General features: G+C 62.4%; 11 protein-coding genes. 7 read left to right on the plus strand and 4 right to left on the minus strand.

Translation table 11 applies throughout. The annotated features are described in order from the left end of the window. Positions 1–71 precede the first annotated feature (71 nt). Entirely contained in the window at positions 72–2,345 is a 2,274-nt protein-coding gene (locus GGQ68_RS07470) for an ATP-binding response regulator (protein WP_183964963.1), read from the plus strand. Position 2,346: 1 nt separating this feature from the next. On the opposite strand, the gene GGQ68_RS07475 is transcribed toward GGQ68_RS07470, so the two are convergent. Further along, positions 2,347–2,940 (minus strand): gamma-glutamyl kinase, encoded by a 594-nt coding sequence (locus GGQ68_RS07475; RefSeq protein WP_183964560.1) that lies wholly within the window; start codon positions 2,938–2,940, stop codon positions 2,347–2,349. Between the two features lie 175 nt (positions 2,941–3,115). On the opposite strand from GGQ68_RS07475, the gene recA reads away from it, so the two are divergent. Next, positions 3,116–4,189 (plus strand): recombinase RecA, encoded by a 1,074-nt coding sequence (gene recA / locus GGQ68_RS07480; protein WP_183964562.1) that lies wholly within the window; start codon positions 3,116–3,118, stop codon positions 4,187–4,189. 61 nt (positions 4,190–4,250) lie between these two features. On the opposite strand, the gene GGQ68_RS07485 is transcribed toward recA, so the two are convergent. Then, positions 4,251–4,457 carry a SlyX family protein gene (locus GGQ68_RS07485; RefSeq protein ID WP_183964564.1) on the minus strand — a complete coding sequence of 69 codons (207 nt, stop codon included), beginning with the start codon at positions 4,455–4,457 and terminating at the stop codon, positions 4,251–4,253. Positions 4,458–4,589: 132 nt separating this feature from the next. Between GGQ68_RS07485 and hisS the strand changes: the two genes are divergently transcribed. The 3 genes from hisS to hisG are packed head-to-tail and all read left to right on the plus strand — an operon-like array spanning position 4,590 to position 7,839. Beyond that, on the plus strand, positions 4,590–6,062 hold the full coding sequence (gene hisS / locus GGQ68_RS07490; protein WP_183964566.1) for a histidine--tRNA ligase: 1,473 nt from the start codon (positions 4,590–4,592) through the stop codon (positions 6,060–6,062). Beyond that, complete coding sequence (locus tag GGQ68_RS07495; RefSeq protein WP_183964568.1) at positions 6,059–7,147, plus strand: ATP phosphoribosyltransferase regulatory subunit; 1,089 nt, start codon at positions 6,059–6,061, stop codon at positions 7,145–7,147. The genes hisS and GGQ68_RS07495 overlap by 4 nt, the downstream gene beginning before the upstream one ends. After that, positions 7,144–7,839 (plus strand): ATP phosphoribosyltransferase, encoded by a 696-nt coding sequence (gene hisG, locus GGQ68_RS07500; protein ID WP_183964569.1) that lies wholly within the window; start codon positions 7,144–7,146, stop codon positions 7,837–7,839. The genes GGQ68_RS07495 and hisG overlap by 4 nt, the downstream gene beginning before the upstream one ends. On the opposite strand, the gene GGQ68_RS07505 is transcribed toward hisG, so the two are convergent. Both GGQ68_RS07505 and yghU read right to left on the minus strand, forming a co-directional pair. Continuing rightward, positions 7,826–9,133, minus strand: coding sequence for an ABC1 kinase family protein (locus tag GGQ68_RS07505; protein ID WP_183964571.1), 1,308 nt, complete (start codon positions 9,131–9,133; stop codon positions 7,826–7,828). The genes hisG and GGQ68_RS07505 overlap by 14 nt on opposite strands. Positions 9,134–9,203: 70 nt before the next feature. Next, complete coding sequence (gene yghU, locus GGQ68_RS07510) at positions 9,204–10,040, minus strand: glutathione-dependent disulfide-bond oxidoreductase (RefSeq protein ID WP_183964573.1); 837 nt, start codon at positions 10,038–10,040, stop codon at positions 9,204–9,206. Positions 10,041–10,074: 34 nt separating this feature from the next. Between yghU and GGQ68_RS07515 the strand changes: the two genes are divergently transcribed. Beyond that, the gene (locus GGQ68_RS07515) at positions 10,075–10,605 is read left to right on the plus strand and encodes a YdcF family protein (protein ID WP_183964575.1); all 531 of its coding nucleotides are present in this window, start codon (positions 10,075–10,077) and stop codon (positions 10,603–10,605) included. A gap of 210 nt (positions 10,606–10,815) precedes the next feature. Beyond that, positions 10,816–11,859 carry an NAD(P)-dependent alcohol dehydrogenase gene (locus GGQ68_RS07520; RefSeq protein WP_183964577.1) on the plus strand — a complete coding sequence of 348 codons (1,044 nt, stop codon included), beginning with the start codon at positions 10,816–10,818 and terminating at the stop codon, positions 11,857–11,859. Positions 11,860–12,072: the final 213 nt, after the last annotated feature.

The following is a 12,072-nucleotide window of genomic DNA, read 5'->3' on the forward strand; positions in this document are numbered from 1 at the left end:
CTTAACCCTGACTGGCTTGGATGGTGCCAGGATTCGAATGTGAGGTTGGAGTGTCAAATATCGCAGGTGAGATGGACAGACCGCAATCCTTGACCCCGGTGTTCGGGGCCGCATTGCTCATCGTTCTTGCGGCTGGGGCGCTCTGGCTGTCGCAAAGCGCAACGACGCAACAGGTGCAGATTGCGGCCTTGGCGGCCACCGGCGCGCTCAGTGCGGTGGCGCTGTTGTGGCTCTTGGCGGATGTTGTCTTGGCGAAGCGACGGTCGCATCAGGTGAAACAACTCGCCGATCTCGTCGAAACGGAACCGGGGTTTTGTTTCATCTGCGATGGGGGCGGCATCACGTTGCAGGCCAATGCCGCAGCCCGCGCCAGATTTCAGCCCTCGCACCAGGAGCCGCTGGCCGATGTGCTGCGTGATATCTTTGCCTCGACCGAGGGGATCTTGTACCGGCTTCAGGACAGGGCGCTGAAAGAGGGCACCGCCTTGGAAGAGGTGACAAGCCATTCGGAAGGCTTCAGAATTTACGTTCGAGCCTTTTCGCCGGACGTGATCCTGTGGCGCTTTGAAACAGAGGCCCATCGCGGTGCCACGCCGGCGCGCGCCGATCAACCTGTGATGTCGGTCGGTCGCAATGGGGCGATCCTTTACATGAATCCCTGCGCGCGCGCCTTGGTTGGTGGCCGGGTAAAACGGCTTCAGGATGTGTTCAGCGATCTGCCTTTACGCTCCGGTGGTGTGCATCACATACAAGCCGCGGACGGTGACCAGCGCGCCCTGGTACAGACCAATGACATCGGCGCGGGGCGGATTGAACTGGTGATCTCTCCCATCGCTGAAGAGGTCGAACAGGCCGACACAGCCGGGACGTTCGACGGACTTCCTGTGCCTTTGCTGAAGGTCACGCCGGAGGGGCGCATTCTGCGCGCCAATCCGGAGGCGCGGCGCATGTTGAACCTCGAGAGTGGTGAGCCGGGTCATATTGCCGAGCATATGGAAGGGCTTGGCCGCGCTTTGAAAGACTGGCTGCAAGAGGCCGTTGATGGTCGCGGCCTCCATCGGTCTGAGTTCCTGCGCCTGACACGCGCCGACCGCGAAGTCTTTGTGCAGGTTACGTTGAACCGCGTTGTGGAAGACGGCGAAAAATGTCTGATCGCCGTGTTGAACGACGCGACCGAATTGAAAACGCTCGAAGCGCAATTCGTGCAAAGCCAGAAGATGCAAGCCATCGGTCAGCTTGCCGGCGGTGTCGCGCATGATTTCAACAATCTTTTGACTGCAATTTCAGGGCATTGCGACCTTTTGTTGATGCGTCACGATCAGGGCGATCCGGAATACGGTGACCTTGTTCAGATCAACCAGAACGCCAATCGTGCGGCGGCTTTGGTGGGGCAGTTGCTGGCCTTCTCGCGCAAACAGACCATGCAGCCGGAGGTGCTGGACCTGCGGGACACGCTGTCCGATCTGGCACATTTGCTGAACCGTCTGGTGGGGGAGCGGGTGCGACTGACACTGCGCCATGACCCGGTTCTGCCGCCTGTTCGTGGTGATCGTCGTCAGCTTGAACAGGTGATGATGAACCTCGTGGTCAACGCCCGCGACGCCATGCCGGACGGCGGGGAAATCGTAGTGGAGACAGAGCGTCGCGAGCTGCGCGAGCCACTCAAACGCGATCGCGCGGTGGTGGCGCCCGGCACCTACGTGTCCGTCCGCGTGATCGACGAAGGCATGGGCATTCCGCCGGACAAGTTGCAGAAGGTGTTCGAGCCGTTCTTTACAACCAAACGTCCCGGCGAAGGGACGGGGCTTGGGCTCTCGACCGTCTATGGGATCGTCAAGCAGACGGGAGGGTTTATCTTTGTCGACAGCGTGGTCGGCCAAGGCACCTGCTTCACGCTGCTTTTGCCCTCGAACGAGATAGACGCGAAAGCTGCAACTGCGGTTGTCGAGGAAAAGACCGTCGCCAAGCTTCCCGAAAAAGGGTCCGGCGTCGTGCTTCTGGTCGAGGACGAAGCCCCGGTCCGTGCCTTTGCTGCGCGCGCACTGCGGCTGCGCGGCTACACGGTGATCGAAGCGGAGACGGCGGAGGATGCGCTCGCCACGCTGGAGGACGAGGCCCTGGGCGTGGACATCTTTGTCACCGACGTGGTGATGCCCGGAATGGATGGGCCGACCTGGGTGCGCAAGGCGCGCGTGAATCGACCCGACACGCGGGTGGTCTTTGTCTCCGGGTATGCCGAGGATGCCTTTGGCGAAGGATCGGAAGCCATTCCGAACTCCGTCTTTCTGCCCAAGCCGTTCTCATTGTCGGAATTGACCGAGACGGTTCACCAACAGCTCCACTAGCTCACAAGGCGCTGTCCCAGATGGCAAAATCATCGGCACATTTGCGGCGCAATTTGGCTTCGGTCTCTGTCGTTAATTCAGTGTCCCGCATGGGCGACACATTTTCCCGGGGCAGGTCGATGGTCGTGTTCAGCCGCGTTTCCAGGAAATCAATCAGACCGGATTGATTCTCGTATTTGAACAGATGCGTGACGGAGATCCCGTTGGGGCGCGGCTCGACGAATTTCGCCTGACTGCCCACGTTGGCAAACGGCGGTCGGTCGCCGGTGGCATAGGCCTGGCAGAAATCGTCGAAGCTCATCCCGCGTGTCGACGTCGGACGGCCCTCAAGAAACCCGCGTTGACGATAGCGATACCATGAGCCGAGCCAGGAAATCGGTTCACGGATCACCGCGAGCAGCTCCATGTCATCGCCGCCAACCTTTTCCAGCATGGGTCGGAAGAACCGGTTATAGCGATAGACCGGCGCATGTTTCAGCTCCGGCGGGTCATTCACGACCATTGACGCGAGGGGACCCAAAGCGCGGGCATAGGCCGATGTTCCAGTCTTGGGCACAGCGAGCATCACCAGCCGAGGCTTCCAGAATATCAGCATTTCTCTCAAGCCCCTCACATTCCTCAATGTTCTTTTAACCAACAAGTGTCAGCCTGAAAAAGGCAAGATTTAACTTGATATGTTCTCACTTTGTGCTCATATCTGATGAGAACAAGCCGCGAACAAAAGCGACATTGCCGCGTTACGGCGCGTGTGAAATAAGGAGCCAACCCCAATGGCAACGGCAGATCTTCTGAGCATGGACAACAAGAAAAGCGCAGACAAGCAAAAGGCGCTCGACAGCGCCCTGGCCCAGATCGAACGGCAGTTCGGCAAAGGGTCCATCATGAAACTGGGCGGCGACAACGTCCTGCACGATATCGAGGCGACGTCGACCGGGTCTCTCGGTCTTGATATCGCGCTCGGGATCGGCGGTCTGCCCAAGGGGCGGATCATCGAGATCTATGGCCCGGAATCGTCGGGCAAGACCACGCTGACCCTGCATGTGGTGGCCGAGGAACAAAAGAAGGGCGGGGTCTGCGCCTTTGTTGACGCCGAACACGCGCTGGACCCACAGTATGCGAAAAAACTGGGCGTCGATCTGGACGAGCTGCTGATTTCGCAGCCTGACACCGGCGAACAGGCGTTGGAGATCGTCGATACACTGGTGCGGTCGGGCGCGGTCAGCCTTGTGGTTGTCGACTCGGTGGCGGCATTGACGCCGAAGTCCGAGCTCGAAGGGGACATGGGCGACAGCAGCGTCGGCGTTCACGCTCGCCTGATGAGCCAGGCAATGCGCAAGCTGACCGGGTCGATCAGCCGATCGAAGTGCATGGTGGTTTTCATCAACCAGATTCGGATGAAAATCGGCGTCATGTTCGGCTCGCCCGAAACAACCACCGGCGGCAACGCGCTGAAGTTCTACAGCTCCGTGCGTCTCGACATTCGTCGCATCGGCGCGATCAAGGACCGCGACGAAGTTGTGGGCAACCAGACCCGCGTGAAGGTGGTGAAGAACAAGGTCGCGCCGCCGTTCAAGCAGGTGGAATTCGACATCATGTATGGCGAAGGCATTTCCAAGATGGGCGAAATGCTTGATCTCGGGGTGAAGGCCGGCGTCGTGGACAAATCCGGCGCGTGGTATTCCTACGGCGATGAACGCATCGGGCAGGGCCGCGAAAACGCCAAGACATACCTCAAGGAAAACAAGCGTGTGGCGCTGGAGATCGAAGACAAGATCCGCGCCGCGCACGGCCTGGAATTCGACATGCCGCCGGACGATCCGGACCTTGTGGACGACGACGCATAAGGCGAACTGACATACGAACGGGCGCTCATCTGGGCGCCCGTTTCCGTTAAATCATCACGGTTCAGTAATGCGGGGGCCGTTCGTCGCCAAAGATGGCGGCGCCGGGGGCTTCGGATTGCCGGTCGGCTTCGCGGCGGATCAGCAGGTCGACCCTTTGGGTGAGGGCGCGCAGCTCCATATCCTGCTTGGCGATCACGTCAGACAGCTCCTCGACGGTTTTGTGCAGGTAAGCGACCTGTTCTTCCATCTCTTGCGTGCGGTCTGACATGGCGGGCGGTCCTCTTTGGTGTTTCGTCTTCCCTAAGGGCGGCTGCGTCACATCGCAAGAGCGGCGCTTGCTTGCCCCCTCGGGCCGGAGCCGATAGAGGAAGCGCGACGGACAAACAGCCGGACGGTTCCTATGGCCAAAGTGAAGAAATCTCCCCGCCCCAAGGCGCAGACGCCCAAGGGCTTTCGCGACTATTTCGGCACCGAGGTGACGGAGCGCAGCGAGATGCTGCGCGCCATCGCCGGGGTCTATCATCGCTACGGCTTTGAAGCGCTGGAAAGTTCCGGCGTCGAAACGGTCGAGGCGCTGGGAAAGTTCCTGCCCGACGTCGACCGCCCGAACGAGGGTGTCTTTGCCTGGCAGGACGAAGACGAAAACTGGATGGCGCTGCGCTATGACCTGACCGCGCCGCTGGCCCGCGTCTATGCCGAGCACCGCAACGACCTGCCGCTGCCGTATCGGCGTTTTGCCATGGGGCCTGTCTGGCGCAACGAAAAGCCGGGACCGGGGCGCTATCGTCAGTTCTACCAGTGCGACGCGGACACGGTCGGCGCGGCAAGCGTCGCGGCGGATGCAGAGATCTGCGCCATGCTGTCCGACTGCCTTGAGGTGCTCGGCATCCCGCGCGGCGACTACGTGGTTCGGGTGAACAATCGCAAGGTTTTGAATGGCGTGCTGGAGGCGATGGGCGTGTCCGACGATGCGCAATCCGCCGACGTGCTGCGCACCATCGACAAGTTCGACAAGGTCGGCGAAGCAGGCGTGCGCGAGCTGCTGGGCAAGGGGCGTCTGGATGCGTCGGGCGCCTATATCGACGGTGTCGGTCTGGCCCCGGAACAGGCGGAACCGGTGGTGGCCTTCCTGACCTCCAAGCGCGACAGCAACGAGGCAACGCTTGACGCGCTTCGCGACGCTGTCGGCGAAAGCCAGATCGGCGCCGAGGGTGTGGATGAGTTGGCGGAGATGGCATCGCTGCTTGCTGCTCAAGGTTATGGCCCGGACCGTATCATCATCGACCCATCCGTGGTGCGTGGCCTTGGCTATTACACCGGTCCGGTGTTCGAAGCAGAGCTGACCTTTGAAATCCTTGACGAAAAGGGCCGCAAGCGGCAGTTCGGATCGGTCGCGGGCGGCGGGCGCTACGATGACCTCGTGAAGCGTTTTACCGGCCAGGTTGTGCCTGCGACGGGTGTCTCCATCGGTGTGGACCGTCTGCTGGCGGCGCTGCGCGAGAAAGGCCGCATTGGCGGAACGGAGCAGGGTCCGGTGGTCGTCACCGTCATGGATAAGGCGCGCATGGCCGATTATCAGGCGATGGTTGCCGAGCTGCGCCAAGCTGGCATCCGGGCCGAGGTCTACCTCGGCAACCCCAAGAACTTTGGCAACCAGTTGAAATATGCCGACAAACGCCTGTCGCCCGTGGCCGTCATCGAAGGCGGTGACGAGAAGGAGCGCGGCGTCGTGCAGATCAAGGACCTGATCCTTGGCGCCAAGCTGGCGGAGAACGCGACACTGGACGAATGGAAAGACCGCCCCAGCCAATACGAAGTGCCGCGCGGCGACCTGGTTAAGAAAGTGCAAGAGATTCTGGACCTTTACGCATGACAACCGCAGAGAACAGAGCGAAAGCCGCCTCGCTGAAGGCGCGCTTCGAGGCCGCGGGCGCGGCTCCGGTCGATTGTGCCGTGCTGCAACCGGCAGAGGTGCTGCTGGATCTGTATGGCGAGGACGTGCGCACGCGCGCCTTTGTCACCAGTGATCCGGTGCGGGGTGAGGTGATGCTGCGCCCCGATTTTACCGTGCCGGTGGTGCAGATGCATATGGCGGAGGGTGCGGAGCCCGCGCGCTACACCTACGCAGGCGAAGTGTTTCGGCGCCAGGAAGACCATCCGGAACGCGCGGCTGAGTATTTCCAGGTCGGGTACGAGGTGTTTGACCGCGAAAGCCCGGCCGCGGCGGACGCAGAGGTCTTTGCGTTGTTTTTTGAGACCTTGAAGGACTATCACCTGAGTCCCGTCACCGGCGATATTGGTATTCTGACGGCGGCGGTCCAAGGGTTGCAAACGTCGGAGCCACGGCGCGCGGCCTTGATGCGCCACATCTGGCGGCCTCGGCGGTTTCGGGCTCTGCTCGACCGATATGCGGGCAGGGTGCCGATGCCGGCCTCACGCGCGGCGCTATTGTCAGCTGACAATCCGCTGGACGGCGCTGGCCCGATGATTGGTTTGCGCGGCGAGGACGAAATCCGTCAGCGTGTCGACGCGCTGCGCAAGGACGCGGACACGCCGGCTTTGCCGTCCGAACAGGTGAGCCTGATCGAGGCGCTGTTGAAGGTCTCCGAGGCCTGTCCCTTTGCGTTGGAGCATCTGCGCGATCTGGCGGTGGATATGCCGGCGATTTCCGTTGCTGTGGAACAGTTTGGTGCGCGGTGCGACGCCATGGCAGAGCGCGGCGTCGACGTCGATACGCTGGCCTTCGATGCGGGCTACGGTCGGTCCTCAATGGAATATTACGATGGCTTCGTTTTTGGCTTTCTCAACCGTCAACAGCCCAACTGGCCGGCGGTGGCCACAGGCGGACGCTATGACGCGCTGACCCGTCAATTGGGGCAGGGCAAGGAAATCCCGGCAGTGGGTGCGGTGATCCGCGCCGGCCTGCTGGTCGATATGGACGCGGGAGCGGGCGCATGACGATCAAGCTGGGGGTGCCGTCCAAGGGACGGTTGATGGAAAAGACCTTTGACTGGTTTGGCGCGCGGGGAGTCTCGTTGCGGCGCACCGGGTCAGAGCGCGAGTATTCCGGCGAGGTCGACGGCGTCGAGGGTGTCGAGCTGGTGCTGCTGTCGGCGGGCGAGATCCCGCGCGAACTTGCGGCCGGGCGCATCCACCTCGGCGTGACGGGCACCGATCTGGTGCAGGACAAGCTGGTACAATGGGAACAGAAGGTCGATCCTCTGGCAGAGCTTGGCTTTGGCCACGCGGATCTGATCGTGGCTGTGCCAAGCTGCTGGGTCGACGTGGATACGCTGGACGATCTGGACGCGGCGGCCTCGGCCTTTCGGGCGAAGCACGGTTTCCGGATGCGGATCGCCACCAAGTATCACCGGCTGGTGCGCGCCTACCTGCACGCGGGCGGTGTGGCCGATTATCAGTTGGTGGACAGTCAGGGTGCGACCGAGGGCACGGTCAAGAACATGACCGCCGAAGCCATCGCCGATATCACCTCATCTGGTGAAACTTTGCGTGCCAACCATCTGAAAATACTCGCGGAAGAGCCGGTGTTGCGTTCCCAGGCAACGCTGTTCCGGTCGCGTGTGGCAAAGCTGGATAACCCAGAGCGCAGCGCATTGCGGGCCCTGTGCGCGCAGCTCAGTCTGGAATGAGATAGGGACGGACCAGCGCGCCGAGGGGAGCTTTGGCGCGCAGGGTTGTCGCCATCAACACCAGCCCGGCCAGCTTGCGTTGCAAAAACAGCGCCTCCACCGGCGGGACCTTGGTGTAGTTTTCCTGCAAGGCCAGACGCTGGCCGAGCAGCCGGGCTTGGTCCAGTGTGCTTGTGTTGGCAAAGTCAAAGGGGCCGTCGCTGGTCAGCGGTGAGCGGACCAACGCGGCGATTTCGGTCAGTGTGTGCCATTGCGCGTCGCTCGTCGCGTCATCGGTGTAGCCGTTGAGGTCCATGGCCGCGCGGAACCCGTCACCCGTGGCCGTGGCGCGCAGAAGCTGGCGCAGATCCTGCACCGTGTCGGGGCTGTAATGCCGCAGCGCGCCGTAATCGAGCAGCACGATGCGATCGCCGTCGAGACGGTAGTTGGCAAGGTTTGGGTCGGTTTGCACGGCGCGCCAGTCAAAGACCTCTCGGAGGAACAGCGCGAAAAGCCGCGTGACAAACCGGTCGCGGGTGGCCTGATCCGTGTCGGCCAAAGTGTCCAGCGGCTGTGAGGGCATGAAGTCCATGGCGAGGATGCGTGGTGTGCTGAGGTCGTCATGCGGTGTGGGCAGGGCAAAGCCGGTATCGTCGCCCAAGAGCTGCGCGGCCTCGCGGAGGTTTGCGGCCTCTCGGGCGTAGTCGGCCTCTTCGTGCAGTTGATGGCGGGCCTCCTCGAGCAGGGCGGGCAGATCTACGTCACGCGGCAGCAGGCCGGAAAGCCGGATCAGCGTGCCGAGGTTGGCAATATCGGCGTCGATGGCGCGGGCGATGCCGGGATACTGGATCTTCAACGCGAGGGGCCGACCGTCGAGCGCCTCTGCCCGGTGAACCTGCCCGATGGAGGCGGCGGCGATGGGGCGCGGGTCGAAGCGTTTGAAACGGCGTTGGAAATTGGCTCCGTAGTCCTCTGTCATCAGGCGTTTGAGCTGTGCGGGCGGCATCGGCTTTGCGTCTGCGCGCAGGCGGGCCATGATCTGCGCCAGGTCCGGCGGCAGCAGATCGTGGGTCTCCATCGAGATCAATTGACCGAGCTTCATGGCCGCGCCACGCATACGCGACAGCTCTTCGGTCAGGCGGGTGATGTTGGCGGGGGTAAGCATCAGGCCGCGCGCAGAGGGGCGCAGACCTCGGGCCAGTTGACCGGCTGCGCCAAAGGCCGCGCCCGCCAAGGTGCGGCTGGTCAGGCGGCCCAAGCCGGCGGCGCGGGCAAACCGGGATTGGGGAACGGGGTGGCTGCTGTCATCGCTCATATGCGGTGAGGTAGGCGGGTCACGCCGCAGGGGAAGGCGGGGCGCACCCCGCCCTCCATTATGTCGCGCCTCAGGCGTTCAGCACGGCGTCAATGTCCGCGGCAGAGTGGCGGTTTTCGACGAATCCTTCGCCGGTGCGGTTGATGATCTTGCCGCGTTTCACCGGCGTGCGTGCGCTGATCTCATCCGCCCAGCGGATCACGTTCTTGTAGCTGGCCACGTCGAGGAATTCGCCGGCGTCGTAGCTTTCGCCATGCACGGTGCGCCCGTACCATGGCCAGATCGCCATGTCCGCGATGGTGTAGTGATCGCCGACCATGAATTGGTTCTCCGCCAGATGCCGGTCGAGCACGTCGAGCTGGCGCTTGACCTCCATCGTGAAACGGTTGATCGGATATTCAAACTTTTCAGGTGCATAGGCATAGAAGTGACCAAAGCCCCCACCGAGGTAAGGCGCGCTGCCCATCTGCCAGAACAGCCAGGAGAGCATCTCGGCCCGGTTGTCGCGCGGGCCGAGGAAGGCATCGAATTTTTCCGCCAGATGCATCAGGATCGCGGCGGATTCGAACAGGCGCACGGGGGTGGCGCCGGAGTGGTCCATCAGCGCCGGGATCTTGGAATTCGGGTTGGCCTCGACAAAGCCGGAGCCGAATTGATCGCCATCGCCGATCTTGATCAGCCAGGCGTCGTACTCGGCGGCGTGGCCTGCGGCGAGCAGTTCCTCGAAGAGGATCGTGACCTTCTGGCCGTTGGGGGTGCCCATGGAGTAAAGCTGGAACGGATGGTCGCCGACGGGCAGGGGCTTGTCATGGGTGGCGCCCGCGATGGGGCGGTTGAGATTGGCCCAGGTGCCGCCGGATGGCGCGTCCCAGGTCCAGACTTTGGGCGGTGTGTAGGTATCGGTCATGTGATCTCCTGTCGCTTTGGGCGCAGGGTAACGGATGGAGCGCGGAGTGGAAGGGCAGATACGAGAGCGTGATCGTGCGGTGGCTTTGGTGCTTGGCGCGATGGTGCTGGAAGGCGGACTGGCCTCGCCCGCGCTGCGGCGGCGGGCGGTGCACGCCGTCAGGCTGTGGCAGGCGGGCGAGATCGACGCGATGGTGCTGTCGGGCGCAGAGCGGTGGCATGCGCCGTCGGAGGCGGCGGTCATGGCTGTGATCTGCCGGGCGGGCGGCGTGCCGGAGCAGGCGTTGATGTTGGAGGAGGCGGCGCGCGACACGGCGGAAAACCTGGCGCTGTCGCGTGTCCTTCTGGAGCAACGCGGGGAAGCCGGACGCGTGATTGTGGTCACGGATGCGTTCCACGGGCCACGGGTGCGGATGATCGCGCGCCGTCTGGGGATGCAGGTGGAGGTGTCGAGCCCTCCGGAGCCGCATATATCATTGCGCGGAGCCACACGGCAGTACGGTCGGGAAGGCGGTGCGATCCTTCGGGAATGGTGGCGCAGCCTGCGCGCGGCGCGCCATATCTGAGGCGGCCCGCGGTGGGGTGGGGCAAACTGCCCCCGCTTGACGCGCGCGTGATTTCCGGGGGCTGCCATGTCACTTGATACTGAACGACCGTGTGAGTGATAGAAATTTTGCCAGCTGGAAGAGTTGCCGTGCCTTTGCGCAACATTCCGGTTTAGATTTGACCTTTATGGTCGGAAATGGCTATCGAGATGCCAAATTGGGAGGTTTCCTATGGTCAAAGCATTGGTGCTTGAGAAAAAGGGCGAACTGTCGCTGCGGGATTTTCCGCTGGAGCAGACACTCGGTCCGGCTGATGTTCGTATTGATATCCGTACCGTCGGCGTGTGCGGGTCCGACGTGCATTACTACACCCACGGCAAGATCGGCCCCTTCGTGGTCAATGAGCCCATGATCCTTGGACATGAGGCGGCGGGCGTAGTGGTCGAGGTCGGTGCAGATGTGCGCCACCTTTCCGTCGGCGACCGTGTCTGCATGGAGCCGGGGATTCCCGACCAGACGTCGCGCGCGTCGAAGCTGGGCATCTACAACGTCGATCCTTCGGTGCAGTTCTGGGCAACGCCCCCGGTGCATGGCTGCCTGACCCCGCAAGTGGTGCATCCGGCGGCCTTTACCTACAAGCTGCCCGATAACGTGAGCTTTGCCGAAGGGGCAATGGTCGAACCCTTTGCCATCGGCATGCAAAGTGCCCTGCGCGCGCGCATCCAGCCCGGCGATATCGCCGTGGTCACGGGCGCCGGGCCGATCGGGATGATGACGGCGCTGGCGGCCTTGGCCGGTGGTTGTGCGAAGGTGTTTGTTGCCGATCTGGCGCAGCCGAAGCTGGACATCATCGGGGCCTATGACGGCATCGAGACCATCAACATCCGCAATAAGCCCGTGGCTGAGGCGATTGCCGAGGCCACCGACGGTTGGGGTGCGGATGTGGTGTTTGAATGTTCCGGGGCGGCGCCTGCCATCCTGGGGGTGCCGGCGCTTGCCCGTCCCGGTGGGACGGTTGTCCTGGTCGGTATGCCGGTCGATCCGGTGCCGATGGACGTGGTCGGGCTACAGGCCAAGGAACTGCGTATCGAGACCGTGTTCCGCTACGCCAATATCTATGATCGGGCGATTGCCTTGATCGGGGCGGGCAAGGTGGATTTGACGCCTCTGATTTCCGCGACGCTGCCATTCGAGGACAGCATCGCGGCCTTTGACCGTGCAGTTGAGGCGCGGGAAACGGATGTGAAGATCCAGATCGAGCTGCCCGCTTCCTGAGGCGGGGCTTTTAGACGAAGATATGAGGTGCGCTGGCCGCGAGGCTGGCGCATTTTCTGTTTCTGATCACGGCGTAAGGGTTACGGAAAGCATGATCTGCGCCTGACCTGATACGAAATCAGCACTCTCATCTGCAGAATAGTACGTGGCCTGCGGGTGCGGTCTGAAACGTTTTCGTTGAAAATTAATGTGCGTTATCAAGTGCTGGATCGC

The sequence above is a fragment of the Sagittula marina genome (assembly GCF_014196795.1).
GTDB lineage: Bacteria > Pseudomonadota > Alphaproteobacteria > Rhodobacterales > Rhodobacteraceae > Sagittula > Sagittula marina.